Here is a 19,497-nt window from a genome sequence, read left to right as displayed (position 1 = left end):
TGTTGCTGTGCGGTTATGTTGGCTCCGCGCCGTCGGCGCTGTGTGTGCACGTTCCCAAATGATCGATTAAACGGGAGAGACCCATGCCGGAGTCGATGCCGGAGACCAACCCCAAGGGCCTCACCAGGCTCGCCTTCGGTGGGGACTACAACCCCGAGCAGTGGCCGGAAAGCGTCTGGCACGAGGACGTCCGCCTGATGCGCGAGGCGGGCGTCACGATGGTCAGCGTCGGCATCTTCTCCTGGGCCCTGCTGGAACCGGCCCCGGGGACGTACGACTTCGGCTGGCTGGACCGGCTGCTGGACCTGCTGCACGAGAACGGCATCCGCGCCGACCTCGGCACCCCGACCGTCGTCCCGCCCGTGTGGTTCTACCGCGCCCACCCCGAGGCGCTGCCCGTGGCCGCCGACGGCACCCGCTACGAGTTCGGCTCACGTGGTGCCATCTGCCACAGCAACGCCGACTACCGGGCTGCCGCCGCGAACATCACCACACAGCTCGCCGAGCGGTACGGGAACCACCCCGCCCTCGCCATGTGGCACGTGCACAACGAGTACGGCGTCCCTGTGTCGGCCTGCTACTGCGACTCGTGCGCCGCGCACTTCCGCCGCTGGCTGGCGACCACGTACGGCACGGTGGAGGCGGTCAACGAGGCCTGGGGCACCGCCTTCTGGGGTCAGCGCTACACGGACTTCGAGCAGATCAACCCGCCGCGCGTGACCCCCACCGTCGGCAACCCCGGCCAGGCCCTGGACTACAAGCGGTTCGCCGACGCCACCATCCGCGAGAACTTCGTGGCGGAGCGCGACATCCTGCACCGCCTCTCACCGGGCGTCCCGGTCACCACCAACTTCATGACCGCCCTGAGCCAGTGCGACTCCATCGACTACTGGGCCTGGGGCCGCGAGGTCGACCTCGTCACCAACGACCACTACCTGATCACCGACGGCCGCCGCACCCACGTCAACCTCGCCATGGCCGCCGACCTCACGCGCTCCGTCGCGGGCGGCGCCCCCTGGCTGCTCCTGGAGCACTCCACCTCGGGCGTCAACTGGCAGCCCCGCAACCCCGCCAAGGCCCCCGGTCAGATGGCCCGCAACTCCCTCGCCCACGTGGCGCGGGGCTCCGAGGGCGCCATGTTCTTCCAGTGGCGGCAGTCGCGGCGCGGCGCCGAGAAGTTCCACTCGGCGATGGTGCCGCACGCCGGCACCGACTCCCGGGTCTGGCGCGAGGTCGTCGAACTCGGCGCGTCCCTCGACTCCCTCGCCACGATCCGCGGCACCCGCACCGTCGCCGACGCGGCCGTCCTGTGGGACTGGCACTCCTGGTGGGCGCAGAACCTCCAGTGGCGCCCCAGCGAGGACCACGACGCCCGCGAGCGCGCCGACGCCTTCTACGAGGCCCTCTACGACCGCCACCTCACGATCGACTTCGCCCACCCGGAAGCCGACTTGTCGGCATATCCCCTTGTCGTCGTCCCCGCGCTGTACCTGATGACGGAGGCGGCCGGGAACAACGTGCGCGAGTACGTCGAGAACGGCGGCACCCTCGTCGTCTCGTACTTCTCCGGCATCGTCGACGAGCACGACGCCGTCCACGAGGGCCCGTACCCCGGCGCCCTGCGCGACGTGCTGGGCCTGACCGTCGAGGAGTTCTCACCGCTGCTCGCCGGTGACGGCGTCCGCCTCACCGGGCCCGACGGCTCCGAGCTCACCGGCGACGTGTGGACCGAGTTCGTGGTGCCGCGCGGCGCCGAGACCGTGTGGGAGTACGCCGACGGGCTCACCGCCGGCCGCCCCGCCATCACCCGGCACCGTCTCGGCGAGGGCTCCGCCTGGTACGTGTCGACCCGCCTCGACGCCCAGGGCCTGGACGCCCTGCTGGGCTGGGCCGCCGACGACGCGCGGATCGCGCCGCGTGCCGATCTGCCCCGGGACGTCGAGGTGGTCCGCCGCGCGGGTGCGTCGGGCACCTATCTGTTCGTGATCAACCACAGTTCCTCGGATGCCAAGGTGCCGTTGGACGGGCACGGCACCGAGGTACTGACGGGTGAACGCGCCGCGGGACACCTGGCGGTGCCCGCGGGGGCCGTGCGGGTCGTACGACTCGACGGCTGAGCACGGATCGGTTTTCGCCCCCGCCGCCCCTACCCGTCCCATCCCCAGGGGCTCCGCCCCTTCAACCCCGCCAAGGGGGCTGCGCCCCCTGCTCCCCCCGGGTCCACGGGGGCTTGGCCCCCGCTCGGGTTCGGGGGCTGCCTTCGGTCCCGGGTTCGGGGGCTTCGCCCCGGCCGGATCCGTGGGGCTTCGCCCCAATTCCCGTCGGGGTCAGCCTCCGGGGTTTGAGCGGGGGAGTCCCTCGGCCCCGGGTCCACGGGGGCTTGGCTCTCGCTCGGGTTCGGGGGCTGCCTTCGGTCCCGGATCCGCGGGGCTCCTCCGTCCCGGACCTCCGTTGGGGGAGCGAGTCCCTGGGCCCCGTCGGGGTCAGCCCTCGGTCCTGGATCCACGGGGACCGTCCCGGGCCCCGTCCGGAGTCGGCCCCCGGGACCTGTGCAGGGGGCAGCCCCGGATTCAGGTCCACGGGGGCTCCGCCCCGGCGCCGCCGGGGAGCCGGCTCCCCAGCCCGCTTCTCGGACGCGGGAGCACTGCATCGTGCAGGTCGGCGATGAAAGTTCCCAGCCCGTCCGGCGTTCGAGGACGAGGCCGTTCAGGCCGGCAGCGGGGGTCTGGGGGCGGCAGCCCCCAGGGGACGGGATCGGGTAGGGGCGGCGGGGGCGAAAACCCCCTGTCCCGGACCACCTCCGGGGCATCCATCTCCATCACGTCGAAGGGACGACGGACGACGATGTTCCATCCCAGACGCGATTCCGGACGCGATTCCGGACGCATACTGCGGACCCTGCTGCTGCCCCTGGCCGCCGGGCTGGCCCTCACCGCCCTGCCCGCACAGAGTGCCTCCGCCGCGAGCACCCTCACCAACGGCGGCTTCGAGTCCGACGGCACCGGGACCGCGACACCGGCCGGCTGGTCGACGTACTCGGCGGCCGGGCAGAACGCGGCCTCGTTCACCGAGGCCGGCGGCCGCAGCGGGAGCTACCGCCTGACCCACTGGTCGTCCTCCGCCTACAAGGTGGAGACGTACCAGTACCTGTCCGGCCTCACCAACGGCGACTACACCCTCACCGCCTGGGTGCGCTCGGGCGGCGGCCAGAAGTCGGCCTACCTGGCCCTGAAGAACTGCGGCGGCGCCGAGCAGCGCACCGACCTGCCGGTCTCGTCGAGCGGCTGGATCCGGATCGTGGCCTCGGTCGCGGTGACGAACAACCAGTGCACCATCAGCGTCAACTCCGACGCCGACGCGGGCAACTGGATCAACGTCGACGACCTGACGTTCACCAAGGGCCGCACCGGTCTCGCCGTCAAGGGCTCGGACGTGTCGTCGCTCGCCAAGAGCGAGGCGCTCGGCGGCACGTACCGGACCAGCAGCGGCACGAAGGGCGATCCGCTCGCCATCCTGAAGTCCGCCGGGCAGAACTACGCGCGCGTGAAGGTGTGGGTGAACCCCGCCGACGGCTACAACAACAAGGCCCGCGTCCTCTCCCTGGCCAAGCGGATCAAGGCGCAGGGCATGAAGCTGCTGGTCGACTTCCACTATTCGGACACCTGGGCCGACCCGGGCGCCCAGAGCAAGCCGACCGCCTGGGCGGGCCACTCCTACAGCCAGTTGAAGACGGACGTGTACAACCACACGTACGACGTCCTGAGCGCGCTCAAGGCCCAGGGCACCACCGCCGACATGGTCCAGGTCGGCAACGAGATCAACGGCGGCATGCTCTGGGACGAGGGCTCCACCGACAACTGGCCGCAGCTCGCCGGGTTGCTCAACTCCGGCTACAGCGCGGTCAAGGCGGTGAACTCCTCCACCGCCGTCGCCCTGCACCTCGCCAAGGGCGGCGACCTCGCGGGCACCCGCTGGTGGTTCGACAACGCGGTGGCGAACGGCGTGAAGTTCGACGTCATCGGGCTGTCGTACTACGGCTACTGGCACGGCTCGCTGGTCGACTTCCAGACCACCCTCGACGACGCCGCCTCCCGCTACGGCAAGCCGGTCTACGTCGCCGAGACCGCCTACCCCTTCCGGCTGGACAGTGAGGACACCCACGAGAACATCATCGACCTCAGCGGTGAGCTCGTCGCCGGCTACCCGGCGTCGACGGCCGGTCAGACCGCCTGGATGAAGGACGTCGCGAGCATCGTGGAGGCGGTGCCCAACGGCCGTGGACTCGGTGTCTTCTACTGGGAGTCCACCTGGACCGCCGTCACCGGCAACGGCTGGGACCCGGCCGATCCCACCTCCGGCAACGGCTGGGAGAACCAGGCCCTGTTCGGGTACGACGACAGGGCGCTGCCGGCGATGGAGTGGTTCCGCCACCGCTGAGCCAGGCAGGGTCCAGGAGCCCCCGTATGGACAGGGTCCGGCCGCTGTGTGCGGCCGGACCCCTCCTCCGCGCCCGCGGTTCACGGGACGACGACACCGCGGGCGCGGCGGCCGGGCGGCTCAGCGGTTCGCCGGGCCGACGGTGAGGGTGGGGGTGTAGTAGCCGGCGGGATGGGGCTCCCCGATGGGCCGGCCGTCGGCCTCGACCCAGGCGTGGGCGCGGAACGGAGCGGTACGCACCCCTGTGCGCCAGGTGGGCCAGGTACCGGCCATCCGGCACAGCAGGGCGGTGGCCAGGGACCGCTGGAGGCAGTGCCGGCCCGCGCAGCGGGCGCTGACGGCCACGACCGCGTCCCGGGCGCCCAGCGTCTGTGCGGCGCGGGCCGGCCGGGCGCCGGTCCTGACCAGGTGGAGGGCGGCGCGGAGGCGCCGTGGCGGAAGGGCCGCCAGCGCGCGCGCCGACGCCACCGCCAGCCGGGCGGCCAGACGCCGGCGCGGCGGGAGGTCGTACCGTTCCCCGAAGGCGATCGGCGCGCTCATGCGCGGGCCAGCCGAGCGGCGCACACGGCGTCGATCAGCGCGGACACATCGGCCCGCGCCCGCTCGGCGTCGATGCCGTACCGCTCCTGGAGGAGCGCCGCCGCCCGCTCGCCGCTCGCGCCGTCCAGGAGCGCCCGCAGGACGAGCGTGCCGGTGGCGTTGAGCTTGAAGTAGCGTCCGCGCCGCTCGTCGAGGAGAACGGTTCCGTGCTCGGTGTCGGTGGGGACCACGTCCGGTGCCAGGGTGAAGGTCACAGTGCTCACAGCGCTCCTTCGGCGCAGGCCCGCTGCGGGACGGGGGCGGGCAGGGCGCGCAGCCACACCTCGCAGGCGAGCGTGGGTTCCAGGGCTTGCAGGGGCAGGGTGAAGAGGTGGTCGGCGCTCAGTACGGCGCGGACCGCGGCCTCGTCGACCAGGCCGCGGCGGGCGAGCAGCGAACCGTCGAACAGCCGCAGCAGGCTCGCGCGGTGGCGGTGGAGCCCGTCGAAGACGTCCTCCCCGTAGTCGCCCTTGGTGGAGCGCCGCAGCAGGTCCTCGGGGACCAGGCCGCGCACGGCCTCGGCGAGCAGCGGCTTGTAGCGGCGCGGCCGGGCACGTTCGCGCAGGCGGACGGCGAGCGCCGCCTCGATCACCCGGTCGTCCAGGTAGGGCGCGGCGAAGTCCACGCCGTGTGCGGCCGTCAGTCCGGCCGCGTACCGGACCATGGCACCGGCGCGGTGGACGGCCTCCACGGTGGTGTGCGCCGCGCGGCCGTGGCCCAGGGGCCTCGGCTCCTCGTACGCGGTCTGCCGCAGCAGATCGCGCACCGTGGCGGCCGCGTCGGGAGTCGCCCAGGCGGGTATCCGCAAGGGCGGCGTCCAGCCCAGGTGCGGGGTGAACGGGGAGGGGAGCGGACCGGGCAGCTGATCGGCGGCGCAGGCGAGCCATGCCGGGAACGACCGGGAGTCGGCCAGGCCCCGCACCGTGCTCCCCAGCGGCCAGCGTCCCAGCGCACGGCGTTCCCGCAGCAGGCGCGCGCCGGCCCACGGCCGGGACCGGACCAGGGTGTGCAACGAGACGGCGGAGGCGTGGAACACCTCGTCGCCGCCGTGTCCGCACAGATGGAGCCGGGACCCGCGGGCCGCGACGCGCCCGGCGATGTCGACGAGCCGCGCGCCGGCCCGTACCCAGAACGGCGGCTCGCTCGCCAGGGTCAGGCCGGTACCGCCGTCCAGTCCTGCGAACATCGTGGGCGCCTGCTCGTACTCCAGCAGCAGATGCTCGGCTCCGGGCAGCCGTGCGGTGGTACGGGAGGCCCACTCCGCGTCGTCCCCGGCGGCGTCCAGCTGCGGAATGCGCACGGTCACCAGACGTGGGCCGGCGCCCGCCGCGAGATGGGTGACCGTACCCGAGTCCAGGCCGCCGGACAGATCGGTACTGACCACCCGCGCGGCGGCCCGCACCCGGCCGCGCACCGCGTCGGTCAGCGCCTCACGGACGGCCGGCACCCCCTCGCGCAGCGGAACCACCGGCTCGGGCGGACTCCACCAGGTCGCGGTACGCGCCACACCGTCGCGGTTCAGCACCAGGCAGCGTCCCGCGGGCACCTGGTGCACCCCCCGCCACACCGGCCGGTCCAGCAGCGGATGGGGCACGTACGGGGTCAGCAGGCGCAGCGCCAGCACCTCGTCGTCCACCTCGGCACCGATCAGCCGGGCGAGCGTGTCGGGCCGGTCGGCGGCGACGGTGACACCGGCCAGCTCGGCGTGGAACACCGCCCGTACGCCGGACGCGGTGCCCTGCGCCCGGACCCGGCCGCCGACCGAGGCCAGCAGATGGGCGCTGCCGCCGAACCGCCGTGCCACCGCGTCGAGATCGGCCAGGCTGCGCAGGCGCCCGGCCGCCGCGGTCAGCTCCTGGCCGGAGGCCGGGCAGAACCCGGCCACCGCCACGCGCGCCTGCCCGGCCGCGGCCACCCGGACCCGGCCGGCCGGCCAGCGGCCGACCAGCCACGGCCGCCCGGAGGCATGGGCGATCACCCGGACCCCGGGTGACGCGCACACCGACCGCGCCGCTCCGTCGGCCACGTCGCTGTCGGGCAGAAGCACGAATGTCATGTCCTGTACCACAGGCGAACCTCAGAGAAGACCGAAAATGGTGAATGTCTCGATGTCGGGACCGAAGCCTCCGAGGGTGAGGTCGGCGAAGTCGCCGGCCTCCATCAGTTCGGGAGCTTCGTAGACCGCCTGGGTGTTCTGCTCTTCCATCGGATGCCCTTTCCTCTGGTCGCGGACGGTCCCGTCGACCGTCTGCTTACTCATAGTGAGTGAATGGTCACTAAAAGGAACATCACCCTCACGGTGGGCGCGCGAGGGTTGACGGTGCGGACGGCGCGGACGCGTGTGCGGGCGTACATCTCCGGGTCCCGGTGCGCCGGGCGCGTCAGGCATGAAACGGACGGTGCCGCGTACGGGGACGGACGGCGTCGAGGGAACGGTGCGCGGCGCGGAAACGGTTCGCGGCGAGCGACGCCTGATCGTGGCGGGTTTGCCGGAGTCGGCCGTCGCCGCACCCGCCGTACGCGAGGATGGGCCGCCGTAACCGGGCAGCGCATCGGGAGGCGGACATGGATCGGTCACGGGGCGGGCTCGTACCGCTGGCGTACGTGGGCATCGGCGGCCGGGGACCGGAGGACGTGGTCGCCGACGACCGGGGCAGGGTGCTGACCGGTGTGGAGGACGGGCGCATCCTGCGGCTGAGCCGGATCTCCGATCCCGTCCGCACGCGGGTCGAGGTGCTGGCGGAGACCGGTGGCCGGCCCCTCGGGCTCGAACTCCTGCCCGACGGCGACCTGCTGGTCTGCGACGCGCGGATGGGGTTGCTGCGGGTGGCGGTCGGGGACGGCACCGTGCGGGTGCTCGCGGACTCGGTCGCCGGTGAACCGCTGGCCTTCTGCAGCAACGCGGTCGCCCTGCCGGACGGCACCGTCTGCTTCACCGCCTCCAGCCGCCGCTACCCGCTGGAGCACTGGGTCGGCGACCTGGTGGAACACTCGGGGACGGGACGGCTGCTGTGCCTGGCGCCCGGGAAGGACACGCCGGATGTGCTCCTGGACGGACTCCAGTTCGCCAACGGGCTGGCCCTCTCGGGTGACGAATCGTTCCTCGTGATCGCGGAGACCGGTGCCCGGCGGCTCACCCGGTACTGGCTCACCGGGCCGGACACGGGCCGCAGCGAGCCGTTCGTCGAGGACCTGCCGGGCGCGCCCGACAACCTGTGGCGCGGCCCGGACGGGCTGACGTGGGTGGCGCTGGCCGGTCCGCGCGTTGCCGCCCTGGACGCCGCGCACCGGGCCGCCCCGGCCGCCGTGCGGCGTGCCGCCGCCCGGGTCGCGCTCCGCGCGCCCTTCCGGCCCGGCGGGTTCGCCGGGGTGATCGCGGTCGACGACACCGGCCGGATCGTCCACGACCTCACGCGCCGGCGCTCCGGGTTCCGCATGGTCACCAGCGTGTGCCGGGCCGAGGACCGTCTCGTCCTGGGGAGCGTGTGGGAACGCGGGGTCGCGGTGTGCGAGCTGCCGGGGGAGCACCAGGGAGGCTGAGGGAGGCCGCGGCACCCCTCGCCGCGCACGCGGGCCGGGCAGGGCGAATGCCGGGGAACCCCAGGAGTTACCCTGGCATCGGCCGTGACCCGCGCCCGCGGGACCCCGCGGCGCGGCGGTGGGGCCCGCCGTACCCGAACCGTGGCACCGGTGCCGCCGACGGTCCCTGCTTGCGATCGACCATGCCCGGGGCGCCCGGGCCGGCGAGTAGGAGCCGCACCCCCATGAGCGTTCCGCCCCCCGAGAGGGCCCCCGACGCGCCCGTGCGGGTGCCCGTACGGCAGCCGTATGCACGGCGGCCGTCACCGTGGCACGGACAGGCATCCGTAGTGGCGGTGGTCGCCCTCGGCGGAGGCATCGGCGCGACGGCCCGGTACGGCGCGTCCCTGCTGTGGCCCACGCGGCAGGGCGGATTCCCGTGGACGACGTTCTGTGTGAACGTCGTCGGGTGCGCCGTCATCGGAGTGTTCATGGTGGTGATCACCGAGGCGTGGGCGGCTCATCGGCTGGTGCGGCCGTTCTTCGGGACCGGGGTGCTCGGCGGGTTCACCACGTTCTCGACGTACGCGGTCGACGTCGAGCGGCTGCTCGACGCCGGGCACGCCGTGACCGCCCTGGCCTGCTTCGCGGCCACCCCACTGGCGGCCCTCACGGCGGTCTGGACGGCGTCGTCGGCGACCCGACGGCTCCTCGTGTCCCGTCAGAACGCCCGCACCGGCCGGGCGGACGGGACGCCGTCGTGAACTGGGTCCTCGTCGTGCTCGGCGGAATGGCCGGCGCGCCCCTGCGGTATCTCACCGACCGCGCGGTGCAGGCCCGGCACGACACGGACTTCCCCTGGGGCACGTTCACCGTCAACGTCGCCGGGTCGCTCGTCCTCGGGCTGCTCACCGGCGCGGTCGCCGCGGGCGCCGCGGACTCGCGCGTGCAGCTGCTCCTCGGCACCGGGCTGTGCGGCGCGCTGACCACGTACTCGACGTTCTCGTACGAGACGCTGACCCTCGCCCGGCAGGGTGCCCGGTGGCAGGCCGCCGCCAACGTGACCGTGAGCGTGGCGGTCGGACTGGCCGCCGCCTGCGTGGGGACGGCGCTCGCCCGGCTGTTGTGGGCCTAGGGACGGCGACGGCCGGTACGGCCGGTGGTGCCGCGACAGCGGGCGGCGCCGCGAAGGGGCGGCGGGCCCGCACGGCTCACCACAAGGGCGAGATTGTGAGGTTTGGGAGCGGCCGACGGCAGGGCGGGGCACGGGCGTGGGCCGGTGCTGCCGCCGGGTACCCCGGCGCCGCACGGTTCGCCCGGGTGCACCGGCGCACCCGCGGTCTGCCGCCGATGCACGGCGCCGCCGGGCCGTGCGGTCGGCTGAAAACGGTCGGTCGACCCCGACGAGCAGTACGGAGAGTGACCGGAAGACGGGTGCCGGGCCTCTCTTCGGCTCATTATGCGGCTCATTATGGGCTCTCCTCACGGTGATCCAAGTGGGTGGACGAAGCGTGTGGGCGACGTTCGTGCCGGGCGTGCGACCGGAGCGGGAAGCGTGGTGGAGGCCGGTCCGGCCTCCCCGGCGCGTCAGTCCGGGTGATGCGGTGGCGAGCCCGCGCCGGACGCGCCGGCCGCAGGACGGTCCGCCGGCCCGCGTACGGCGGGCCCCGACCGCGCACGGGCCGCGGGCGGTCTGCTCGCGGCCGTTCCGGCGCAGGTCGGGGTGTGTCCGGCAGCCGTGGGCCACGGCTGCCGGAGGGTGCTGCCGCGGGTTCCGTCACCGTGGCGGAGCGCGGCCGGGCTCATGCGGCGCGTCCCCAGACGGCGGTGCCGGGGCGGCCGGCGCGGCGTCCGTTGATGGACGGCACCTGCGTGTGCCGGAGATGGGCGAGGACCGCGCGGCCGGAGTGCTTGCCGTCGTACAGCGCGGCGTCGGCCGCCCGCTGGAGCTGCGACAGATCACGTACACCCAGCGTGTCCGGGGCGGCGGCGCCGACCGAGGCGGCCACGTCGACCGTCTGCCCGTCGTCCAGGCTCACGGGGGTGTGCAGCATGCGCACCAGCTGCTCCAGCCGCACCTCCCGCCGTCCGGGCTCGACACGCAGGACGATCGCGAACTCGTCGCCGCCCAGGCGGCCGACGGCCGCGCGGGGGCCCGCCCAGGCCTGCAGCCGGGCGGCCGTGGCGGTGAGCACCGTGTCGCCCGCCGCGTGCCCCAGCGTGTCGTTGATGGTCTTGAAGTGGTCCTGGTCGACCAGGACCACCAGCACGTCGTCGCCGTGGCGGCGCAGCAGCTGGCGGGCCTTGGCGGTGAAGCTGTCGCGCCGCAGCAGCCCGGTCAGCGGGTCGCGGCGGGCGGCGGCCAGGCGCCGGTGCAGCGCCACGGCGTGGACGGTCCACCCGGTCAACGGGATCGCGGCCGTCGTGAGGATCAAGGTGCGCTGCCCAAGTCGGGCGGGGGTGAGAAGGTTGGACGCCATAGTCGTGTTCTCCGTCTCGTCTCGTACGGGAGGGGTGCCCGGGACAGCCGATGACGCCGCCAAGCATGTGCCGCTGGCCCGTGACGGAGCTACAGCTGAAAATCGCCGATGCGCCGCCAGGCGGAGGGACCGCCACCGCGGCCGGCCGTCGTGACCGGCCGGCCGGACCCCCGGCGGAACCGGAAACCGCGGGCTCACCGGCCGTCCGGCCGTCCGCCGGTGACCTCGGCTCCGGCCTGCTGTGCGGCGGATACGGCGCCTTACACCCCGTCCGCGCTCCGGATCGTCTCACTGGATGGTCGGCCTGGCCGGTGAACACGCACAGGCCGTGCGGGACGCCGTGCTGTACCGGGACGTCAACATCTTGAAAAGGGCAAGATTTTGACGTCTCTCTTCCTTCGTGATGCCCGTCCCCGCCCCCTCACCACGTCCGCTTCGACAACGGTCGGCACGGGGCGGGGGTGCCGCCCCGGGCATATGCGGATGCGGATGCCGGTGCGGGCGGGGCGCGCAGCTTCACCGGGCTTCACCGGGCTCCTCCTCTTTCTTCTCGCTTCTTGTTCTCCTCGTCCGTCGCGCGGGGGCATACGGGGCACTGATCACACGGCGGTCACGCACAGGCCGCCCCGTGGCGGGCGGCCCGTCCCCTCCCGGTCATCCGCCGCCGACATCCTGTCCGCGTGTGGGCCATGGCTTCTCCCGTCCGGCTGCGCCACTGCCGGGCGCTCGGCCTCGTCGGCTCCGCCGTCCTCGCGCTGGGCGGCGAGACCGCCGGGGCCCTTCCCGTCCGCGAGCTTCCCGCGCCCTCGTCGGCGGGCGCGGCGCTCGGTCTGGTCGGCGTCTACTTCGGCGTCGTCCTGCTGATCGCCGCGTGGGTGCTGCTGGGCCGCGTCGTGCGCGGACCACGGCCGCCGGCTCCCCGTGCCCTGCTGGTGACGCTGGCCGTCTGGGCGGCCCCGCTGCTCCTCGCGCCGCCCCTGTTCAGCCGGGACGTCTACAGCTATCTCGCGCAGGGGGCCATGGTCGACGCGGGCATCGACGTGTACGCGCACGGGCCCGCACGGCTCGGCGGGCCGCTCGCCGACGAGGTCGCGCCGGTGTGGCGGCACACCACCACCCCGTACGGGCCCGTCTTCCTCGGCATCGTCGCCGGGCTGTCCGGTGTCCTGCCCGGCGACCTGCCGGCCGGGCTGCTCGCCCTGCGGCTGGTCGCGCTCACCGGGGTGGCCCTGATGGCGGTGGCGCTGCCCCGCCTCGCCCGGCACTGCGGCGCCGACCCGGCCGCCGCGCTGTGGCTGGGCGCCCTGAACCCGCTGGTGCTGCTGCACCTGGTGGCCGGAGCGCACAACGACGCCGTCATGCTGGGGCTGCTCGGCATGGGCCTGGTGGCCGCGCGGGGCCGCCGGTATCCGCTGGGCGCCGTCCTCGTGACGCTCGCCGCGCTGGTCAAGGCGCCCGCGGCGCTCGGGCTGCTCGCCGTCGTGGTGATGCGGGGGCGCGCCCGCGCGCCGCGGACCGCCGTCACCGTCGCGGCCGTCGCGCTCGCCACGACCGCCGCGGCGACCGCGGTGACCGGCACGGGACACGGATGGATAGCCGCCCTGCGCACCCCGGTGTCACCGGGCAACTGGTCGCCCACCAGCCTCCTCGGCCGCGCCACCGGCGCCCTGCTCGCCCGCCTCGGCAGCGACCTGGCGCCGCTCGCGCTGCCGCTGTGGCACCTGGCCGGACTCCTGGCGGGCGCCGTCGTCGTGCTGTTCATCTGGCTGAGGCTGCGGCCCGGTCCGGTGTACGCCCTGGGGCTCAGCCTGGCCGCGCTGGCGGCGCTCGGCCCGGCGATCCGGCCCTGGTACGCGCTGTGGGGACTGTTCCTCATCGCCGCGGCGGCGCCGAAGGGCTCCGCGCGAGGCCGGGTCACCGCCGTCAGCGCGGTCAGCGCTGTCCTCGCGCTGGCCGTCCTGCCCGCCGGCGGGCCGCCCGACGCCGCGCAGACAGCCCTCGCCGTGTCCGGCGGCGCCCTCGCCCTGGTCGTGCTCTGGCAGGCCCGCCAGACGGCATGGCCACCGGCGCTGGAGCGCGCGGCATGACGTCTGAACCGCGCGGCACGACACCTCTTCCACGTGGCACGGCACTTGGACCCCCGGCACGACACTTGGACTCCCCGGTATGACGCCTGGACTCCCCGGTAGGACACCTGGATCCCCCGGTATGACAGCTGGGCCGCGAGCCACCGACCGGCGGCGGCTCCTGCTGCTGCTCCTCCTCGTCGGCGCCGTCACGCTCTTCACCGCCACCGTTCCCCTCCTGCGGGACTGGTTCGACCTGCGGGTGTACCACGGCGCCGTCCACGCGTGGACGCACCAGGGGGGCCGTCTCTACGACTACCGGGTGCCGGGGACGGCGTACGGCTTCACGTATCCGCCGTTCGCTGCCGTCGCGATGCTCCCGCTGGCACTGGTGGGACTGGGCACGGCCGTCGTGCTCTGTCTGCTGCTCAACCTCCTGGCGTCGGCGGCCGTGCTGTACGTCCTGTTCGGTCCTCTGCTGCGCAGGTACGGCCGGTTCGGCGCCGGGCTGGCGGTGTGCCTGCTCGCGCTGTTCGAACCGGTCCGGGACACGGTCAGCTTCGGGCAGGTGAACCTCCTGCTGCTGGCCGTGGTGCTCGGTGACGCCTGGCTGCTGTCCACCGGCCGGGAGAAGCGGGCGGGCGTCGGGATCGGCCTGGCCGCGGCGGTGAAGCTGACGCCCGCGCTGTTCATCGGACTGCTTCTGATCGCCGGGCGGTGGCGGGCCGCCGGGCGCGCGACCGCCGTCGCCGCGGCCGCCACCGCGGCGGCGGCCTGGATCGCGCCGGACGCCTCCCGCTTCTACTGGACCGAGGCGCTGTGGGACACCGGCCGGATCGGCCGCCTCGACTACGTCTCCAACCAGTCCCTCCAGGGGGTCCTGGCCCGGCTCGGAGAGCCGGACCGGGCCGTCTGGGCGGTGACGGTCCTGTGCGTCCTGGGAGTGTGGGCGTGGCAGGCACGCCGGGGAGCGCGGGCCGGGGACTGGACCGGCGCGTTCGCGGTGACAGGGCTGGCCTCCTGCCTCGTGAGCCCGATCACCTGGGTGCACCACCTGGTGTGGGTGCTGCCGTCCTTCGCCGTACTGCTGCGGCACCGGCGGCTGGTGGGGGTGGCGGCCTGTGCGTACGCGCTGCTGTGCACCAGTGTCGTCTGGCTGTGGGTCGACGCCCCACACACAGCGGCCGGCTTCCTGGGTGGCAACACATATGTGTGGATCACACTCGGACTGCTGCTGGGACTGCCCGTCGGTCAACCGCGCCCGGAGTGGCCGCCCTTCAGCCGCAGCAACCGCAGCACCAGCGCCACCGCGCCCGCGCCGACCACGGCGGCGCCCGCGATGGCGGCCGCCGCCGACCAGCCCGGACCGGTCTCCCCGCCCTTCACCACGGTCACGCCCGCGGGTCCGGCTTCGGGATCGGCCCCGGTTCCGGCCCCGGCCCCGGCTCCGGCCCCGGGCAGTGAGCCGGGACCGGTCGGCGGTCGGGAGCGCGGTGGCAGCACTGAGCCCACCGGGTCGACGCGCCCCGCCGCCCGGAAGCCCCAGTCGAGCAGCGAACGCGCCTCCTCGTAGACGGCGAGGCTGCCGCCCCGCCGCGGATTCATGACGGTGACGACGAGGGTGCGCCTGTCCCGGCGGGCCGCGGCGACGAGCGTGTTGCCCGCTCGGCTGGTGTAGCCGTTCTTGATGCCGATCAGTCCCGGGTACCGGTCGACGCCGTCACCGGTGAGGAGCCGGTTGGTGTTCTGGATGCCGTACGACCAGCCGTCCGCCGGGAAGCTGGCCCGGACGGTGGCGCAGTACCGCGCGAACTCCGGGTTGCGCAGCCCGGCCCGGCCGAAGACCGCCAGGTCGTACGCCGAGGAGACCTGACCCGGCGCGTCGTAGCCGTCGGGGGAGACGACATGGGTGTCGTGGGCGCCCAGGGCGCGGGCCGTTTCCTGCATCCGGGCCGCCGCGGCCCGCCGGCCGCCGCCGAGCGCGGCCAGCACATGCACGGCGTCGTTGCCGGAGCTGAGGAAGACACCCCGCCACAGGTCCGCCACCCGGTAGGTGCGGTCCTCCTTGACCCCGACCAGGCTGCTGCCGGCGCCGACGTCCGCCAGTTCCTTCTCGGTGACGGTGTGGCGGGCGCCGGGGGGCAGGGCCGGCAGCAGGGCGAGCGCGAAGAGGGTCTTGAGGGTGCTGGCGGGCGGCAGTCTGCGGTGCGCGTCGTGCGCGGCCAGCACCTCGCCGGTGCCGGCGTCGGCCACCAGCCACGACAGCGCGGAGAGCCCGTCCGGGACCTTCGGCGCCCCGGGCCGCGGCCGCACCTGGGTCCCGGGCCGGTGCAGCGACGTCCGCTGTGACGAGGACGGGGACGGGGACGAGGGCGGGGAGGGAGCCGGGGACAGGGAGGGAGCCGGGGACAGGGACGGGGACAGGGCCGTGGATCTCGTCGCGCGCGGGCCCGACGCGGGAGGAGCCGCGGCGGCACCCGGAGCGGAAGCCAGCGCCCCGAGGAGGCAGACGGCGGCGCAGGAGACGGCGGCGCGGGCCGAGAATCCGATGGTCATGGCGCCAACGTAGGAACGCCTGCCGCGCCCGTCCGGGTGCCGTGGCCGAGTGCGGGCATCGAGCACTCGGATGCATCAAGGCCCGGGCGGCGTGCCCAGCGTTCAGGCGGCGGCGGGAAACGTCGGCTGGACCTGGCGCAGGAACGCCGCGTTGTCCGGGGTGGCGCGCAGCCGCTCCAGCAGCGTTTCGAGGGGTGCCTGCGTCTTGCCGTCCCGCGACCGCAGGGCGCGCCGCAGCCCTCGTACGGCGGTCAATTCGCCCGCGGTGAACAGCAGTTCCTCGCGGCGGGTGCCGGAGGGGACGATGTCGACGGCCGGGAAGACACGGCGGTCCGCGAGGCCGCGGTCGAGGCGGAGCTCCATGTTGCCTGTGCTCTTCAGTTCCTCGAAGAAGAAGTCGTCGGCGCGTGAGCCGGTCTCCACCAGCGCCGTGGCCAGAACGGTGAGGGAGCCGCGCTCCTCGGTGCGGCGCGCGGCGCCGAAGAGCCGTTTGGGGCCGTGCAGCGCGGCGGCGTCGACACCGCCGCTCAGGGTGCGGCCCCCGGCGGCGGCCGCGTTGTTGTGGGCCCGGCACAGCCGGGTCAGCGAGTCCAGCAGGATCACGACGTCCTCGCCCTGCTCGACGAGGCGCTTGGCGCGTTCCACGACGAGTTCGGCGAGCGCGATGTGCTGTTTCGGCGTCCGGTCGAACGTCGAGGCGTACACCTCGCCCCGTACGGAGCGCCGCATGTCCGTGACCTCCTCGGGACGTTCGTCGAGCAGCAGCACCATCAGACGGCATTCGGGGTGGTTGCCGGCGATCGCGGCGGCCAGCTGCTGGAGCAGCACCGTCTTGCCGGTCTTCGGCGGTGCCACGATCAGGCCGCGCTGGCCCTTGCCGACGGGCGCGACCAGGTCGACGAGGCGTCCGATGAGACCGCTCGCCGGGTGTTCCAGACGGAGCCGGTCGTGCGGGTGCAGCGGGGTGAGGTCATGGAAACGAGGACGGTCGCGCAGCTCTCCGGGCGTGCGGCCGTTGATCAGCGCGACCTCGGCGAGCGTGTGTCCGCCGCCGCGTACACCGTCGACGGTGTCGCCCTTGCGCAGGCCGTACCGGCGGATGAGCGCGGCGGGCACCTGCGGGTCGCCCGAGGAGGGCAGGCAGCCCTCGGTACGCAGATGGCCCTGGCCGTCCCGCGCGATGTCGAGGACGCCGGAGACGGGAGACGTCAGCCGCCCTGGGGTGGAGGGGGTTTCGAGTGTGGTGGTCATGGAGGAACGTCCTTTCGGAACTGCGCGGACAGGCACAGGGGGGCAGGGGAAGAGGAGAGCTGGAGGGCTGGAGAACTGGAGAGCTGCCGGAGGCGGAAGGGACACGCCTATGTGCGGCGGAAGACACCACGCCGTGAACGCGATGAGCACGCCTCGGTACGGCGCCTCGTGCGGCGGCCGGACCCGCGGCCGTGCGTGTGACGTGGTGATACGGAAGCCGTTGCGCCTGGCCGGACTTAAACGGGCGGCAAGGTCAACGGGCGGAGATGCAGAAGGCAGCGGCGCCTTGGACCAGGCGCACACGCGTACTCGTCAGATTGTAACACCGGATGGAGTGGCTGTGCGGGGAGATCCGCGGCCGAGACGTGCTCCCCGCCGGTTGAACTCCGGCCGCGTGCGAACCGTACAGGGAAGGGCGGCCCCGGCTTCCCGAGCCGGTCCGCCGTGCCGCCACCGCGCTACCCATCGGAAGGACACTCGGGGTGCCGCTCTTCACGCGCTTCCGCCACCTGCCCGACCCGGACAGGGCGACCACGGACGACCCCGTCTCGGACGACCCGGTTCCGGAGGAGGCTCCGGACGAGGCGACCTCAATCGAGTCGACCGAGGGTGAGCCGAGCCGGGAGGAGGCGATCAAAGAGGAGCCGATCCGCGTCGAGCTGAGCAAAGGCGGGCCGCGTGAGGACGGTCCGGGCAAAGACGGGCCGGGTAAGGACGGTCAGAGCAAAGACGAGCCGATCCGCGACGACGATCCGCCCCCGGCTGAGTCGACACCGGACGAGCAGACATCGGACGAGCAGACGCCGGACAAGCAGACGCCGGACAAGCAGACACCGGACAAGCAGACACCGGACAAGCCGACCCCCGGTGCGGTCCCTGTTCGGGGCTCGGTCGCGCGTGGTCTGTGGGCCAAGTACCCGAGAGGCGCCCGTGTTCTCGCCCGGTCGGTCAGTGTGCTGGCCGCTGTGGCCGTGATGTTCGCGTTGCTCATGCCGGGCGACGTCGCGTACTTCCGGCCGAGGCAGTTCCTGCGGCTGCCGGCCGAGGCGGTCCTCGGCGCGGCGCTGCTGGTCGTACTGCCGCGCCGGCGGCCGAGGGCGGTCGTCGCCGTGCTGATGGGCGTCGGCCTGGCCCTGCTGGTGGTCCTGAAGCTGCTCGACATGGGGTTCAACCAGTTCCTCGGACGGGATTTCGACCTCGTGCTCGACTGGGAACTGCTCGACGACACCGTGTCGTACCTCCAGGACTCGGCCGGCCGTACGGGCGCGCTCGGTGCCGTGGTCGGGGCCGGCGTGCTGGGCCTGGCCCTGCTCGTCGCGTTCCCGCTGGCGGTGCTCCGGCTCGCCGGTCTCATGACCCGCAACAGGAACACCGCGGTCCGTACGGTCGTCATCGCGGGAACCGTCTGGATCACCTGCTCGGCGCTGGGGCTGCAGCTTTTCGGCGCCACGTCGGTCGCCACCAGGAACACCTTCGCGCTCGTCGAGGAACGGGGACAGCGAGTGCGGGCGGTGCTGCGGGACGAGGCCGAGTTCGCCGGAGAGGTGCGCGAGGACGCCTTCGCGGACGTGCCGCCCGACGAACTGCTCACCGCGCTGCGCGGCAAGGACGTCATCTTCGCGTTCATCGAGAGCTACGGCCGCAGCGCGATCGAGGACGAGGCCACCGCGCCGGGAGTCGGAGCCGTGCTGGACGCGGGCACCGCGAGCCTGCGCGAGGCCGGGTACTCCGCCAGGAGTGGCTGGCTCACCTCGGCGACGTACGGCGGCAGCAGCTGGCTCGGTCACTCCACCTTCCTCACGGGACTCTGGATCGACAACCAGAGCCGCTACCGCACCGTCACCACCGGCGAGCGGCTGACCCTCACGGGCGCCTTCCGGCGCACGGGCGCCTGGCGCACGGTCGGCGTCATGCCGGGCGTCACGAAGAACTGGCCCGAGGGCCGCTTCTACGGCCTCGACCGGGTCTACGACTCCCGTGACCTCGGCTACCGGGGGCCGAAGTTCAGCTGGTCGACCATGCCGGACCAGTACGCCCTCACCGCGTACGAACGCCTGGAACACGGCAGGAAGCACGACAAGCCGCTGATGTCGGAGCTCATCCTCACCTCCAGCCACCAGCCCTGGGCGCCGCTGCCGGAGATGCTCGACTGGGACGACGTCGGCGACGGATCCGTCTACCGGGACATCGAGAAGGCGGGCAAGGATCCGGCGGACGTCTTCTCCGACGGCACGGAGGTGAAACGGGAGTACGGCAGGTCCATCCAGTACTCGCTGCGCTGCCTCATCGAGTACGTGGAGCGCTACGGCACCGACGACACCGTGCTCGTCTTCCTCGGCGACCATCAGCCCGTCGCCCGGGTCAGCGGCAACGGCGCCGGCCACGACGTGCCCGTCAGCATCGTCGCCCACGATCCGGAGGTGCTCGACCGGATCGCCGGCTGGGGCTGGGCCGACGGCCTGAAACCCGGCCGGGACACTCCGGTCTGGCGGATGGACGCCTTCCGTGACCGCTTCCTGACGGCGTACGGGCCGCAGCCGGAGGGAGGCGCGGGGGCGCCCACGCCCGCCTCCACTCCGGCTCCGGCTTCCGCACGGGCCCACTGAGAA

Annotated in this window: 14 protein-coding genes and 1 pseudogene; 8 read left to right on the top strand and 7 right to left on the bottom strand. The window is 73.6% G+C overall.

Annotation, left to right across the window (positions count from 1 at the left end):
- The first annotated feature begins 95 nt into the window (after positions 1 to 95).
- Together IE242_RS33150 and IE242_RS33145 are read left to right on the top strand one after the other, a co-directional pair.
- Positions 96 to 2,117, top strand: a complete 2,022-nt coding sequence (locus IE242_RS33150) for a beta-galactosidase (RefSeq protein WP_189866149.1) — start codon at positions 96 to 98, stop codon at positions 2,115 to 2,117.
- Between the two features lie 727 nt (positions 2,118 to 2,844).
- Positions 2,845 to 4,437 carry a glycoside hydrolase family 53 protein gene (locus IE242_RS33145; protein ID WP_189866033.1) on the top strand — a complete coding sequence of 531 codons (1,593 nt, stop codon included), beginning with the start codon at positions 2,845 to 2,847 and terminating at the stop codon, positions 4,435 to 4,437.
- 120 nt (positions 4,438 to 4,557) lie between these two features.
- Here the strand turns inward: IE242_RS33145 and IE242_RS33140 are convergent, their stop codons facing one another.
- From IE242_RS33140 to IE242_RS33125, 4 genes are read right to left on the bottom strand one after another with little or no spacing between them, the layout of a single operon-like run.
- Positions 4,558 to 4,977: a lasso peptide biosynthesis B2 protein gene (locus IE242_RS33140; RefSeq protein WP_189866032.1), complete on the bottom strand. Its 420-nt coding sequence runs from the start codon at positions 4,975 to 4,977 to the stop codon at positions 4,558 to 4,560.
- On the bottom strand, positions 4,974 to 5,240 hold the full coding sequence (locus tag IE242_RS33135) for a lasso peptide biosynthesis PqqD family chaperone (protein WP_308436803.1): 267 nt from the start codon (positions 5,238 to 5,240) through the stop codon (positions 4,974 to 4,976). The genes IE242_RS33140 and IE242_RS33135 overlap by 4 nt, the downstream gene beginning before the upstream one ends.
- Positions 5,237 to 7,072, bottom strand: a complete 1,836-nt coding sequence (locus IE242_RS38720) for an asparagine synthase-related protein (protein WP_189866030.1) — start codon at positions 7,070 to 7,072, stop codon at positions 5,237 to 5,239. The genes IE242_RS33135 and IE242_RS38720 overlap by 4 nt, the downstream gene beginning before the upstream one ends.
- A gap of 21 nt (positions 7,073 to 7,093) precedes the next feature.
- On the bottom strand, positions 7,094 to 7,222 hold the full coding sequence (locus IE242_RS33125) for a lasso RiPP family leader peptide-containing protein (protein ID WP_189866028.1): 129 nt from the start codon (positions 7,220 to 7,222) through the stop codon (positions 7,094 to 7,096).
- A gap of 359 nt (positions 7,223 to 7,581) precedes the next feature.
- Here IE242_RS33125 and IE242_RS33120 point away from each other — a divergent pair, with 359 nt between their 5' ends.
- From IE242_RS33120 to crcB (IE242_RS33110), 3 genes are all read left to right on the top strand, one after another.
- The gene (locus tag IE242_RS33120; protein WP_189866026.1) at positions 7,582 to 8,556 is read left to right on the top strand and encodes an SMP-30/gluconolactonase/LRE family protein; all 975 of its coding nucleotides are present in this window, start codon (positions 7,582 to 7,584) and stop codon (positions 8,554 to 8,556) included.
- Between the two features lie 224 nt (positions 8,557 to 8,780).
- A complete protein-coding gene (gene crcB, locus IE242_RS33115) occupies positions 8,781 to 9,299 on the top strand; it encodes a fluoride efflux transporter CrcB (RefSeq protein WP_189866024.1) in 519 nt (172 codons plus the stop codon).
- On the top strand, positions 9,296 to 9,670 hold the full coding sequence (gene crcB, locus IE242_RS33110) for a fluoride efflux transporter CrcB (RefSeq protein ID WP_189866022.1): 375 nt from the start codon (positions 9,296 to 9,298) through the stop codon (positions 9,668 to 9,670). The genes crcB (IE242_RS33115) and crcB (IE242_RS33110) overlap by 4 nt, the downstream gene beginning before the upstream one ends.
- A gap of 667 nt (positions 9,671 to 10,337) precedes the next feature.
- Here crcB (IE242_RS33110) and IE242_RS33105 read toward each other — a convergent pair.
- A complete protein-coding gene (locus IE242_RS33105; protein ID WP_189866020.1) occupies positions 10,338 to 11,015 on the bottom strand; it encodes a GGDEF domain-containing protein in 678 nt (225 codons plus the stop codon).
- A gap of 689 nt (positions 11,016 to 11,704) precedes the next feature.
- Here IE242_RS33105 and mptB point away from each other — a divergent pair.
- Both mptB and IE242_RS38960 read left to right on the top strand, forming a co-directional pair.
- A complete protein-coding gene (mptB, locus tag IE242_RS33100) occupies positions 11,705 to 13,102 on the top strand; it encodes a polyprenol phosphomannose-dependent alpha 1,6 mannosyltransferase MptB (RefSeq protein WP_189866018.1) in 1,398 nt (465 codons plus the stop codon).
- 121 nt (positions 13,103 to 13,223) lie between these two features.
- Complete coding sequence (locus tag IE242_RS38960) at positions 13,224 to 14,654, top strand: glycosyltransferase 87 family protein (protein ID WP_308436802.1); 1,431 nt, start codon at positions 13,224 to 13,226, stop codon at positions 14,652 to 14,654.
- 38 nt (positions 14,655 to 14,692) lie between these two features.
- Here IE242_RS38960 and IE242_RS33095 read toward each other — a convergent pair.
- Positions 14,693 to 15,637, bottom strand: a pseudogene (locus IE242_RS33095) (D-alanyl-D-alanine carboxypeptidase family protein); the annotation flags it as partial.
- A gap of 102 nt (positions 15,638 to 15,739) precedes the next feature.
- Positions 15,740 to 16,999, bottom strand: coding sequence for a transcription termination factor Rho (rho, locus tag IE242_RS33090; RefSeq protein ID WP_373299647.1), 1,260 nt, complete (start codon positions 16,997 to 16,999; stop codon positions 15,740 to 15,742).
- A gap of 371 nt (positions 17,000 to 17,370) precedes the next feature.
- Here rho and IE242_RS33085 point away from each other — a divergent pair, with 371 nt between their 5' ends.
- Positions 17,371 to 19,494: a sulfatase gene (locus IE242_RS33085; RefSeq protein WP_189866012.1), complete on the top strand. Its 2,124-nt coding sequence runs from the start codon at positions 17,371 to 17,373 to the stop codon at positions 19,492 to 19,494.
- Positions 19,495 to 19,497: the final 3 nt, after the last annotated feature.

The sequence above is a fragment of the Streptomyces poonensis genome (genome assembly GCF_014650915.1).
GTDB lineage: Bacteria > Actinomycetota > Actinomycetes > Streptomycetales > Streptomycetaceae > Streptomyces > Streptomyces poonensis.
This window is presented reverse-complemented; position numbering and strand designations above follow the sequence as displayed.

Bases quoted from the DNA above. Each gene is read 5' to 3' on its own strand.
- IE242_RS33150 (WP_189866149.1), top strand. From the start codon at position 96: ATGCCGGAGACCAACCCCAAGGGCCTCACCAGGCTCGCCTTCGGTGGG.
- IE242_RS33145 (WP_189866033.1), top strand. From the start codon at position 2,845: ATGTTCCATCCCAGACGCGATTCCGGACGCGATTCCGGACGCATACTG.
- IE242_RS33140 (WP_189866032.1), bottom strand. From the start codon at position 4,977: ATGAGCGCGCCGATCGCCTTCGGGGAACGGTACGACCTCCCGCCGCGC.
- IE242_RS38720 (WP_189866030.1), bottom strand. From the start codon at position 7,072: ATGACATTCGTGCTTCTGCCCGACAGCGACGTGGCCGACGGAGCGGCG.
- IE242_RS33125 (WP_189866028.1), bottom strand. From the start codon at position 7,222: ATGGAAGAGCAGAACACCCAGGCGGTCTACGAAGCTCCCGAACTGATG.
- IE242_RS33120 (WP_189866026.1), top strand. From the start codon at position 7,582: ATGGATCGGTCACGGGGCGGGCTCGTACCGCTGGCGTACGTGGGCATC.
- crcB (WP_189866024.1), top strand. From the start codon at position 8,781: ATGAGCGTTCCGCCCCCCGAGAGGGCCCCCGACGCGCCCGTGCGGGTG.
- IE242_RS33105 (WP_189866020.1), bottom strand. From the start codon at position 11,015: ATGGCGTCCAACCTTCTCACCCCCGCCCGACTTGGGCAGCGCACCTTG.
- mptB (WP_189866018.1), top strand. From the start codon at position 11,705: ATGGCTTCTCCCGTCCGGCTGCGCCACTGCCGGGCGCTCGGCCTCGTC.
- IE242_RS38960 (WP_308436802.1), top strand. From the start codon at position 13,224: ATGACAGCTGGGCCGCGAGCCACCGACCGGCGGCGGCTCCTGCTGCTG.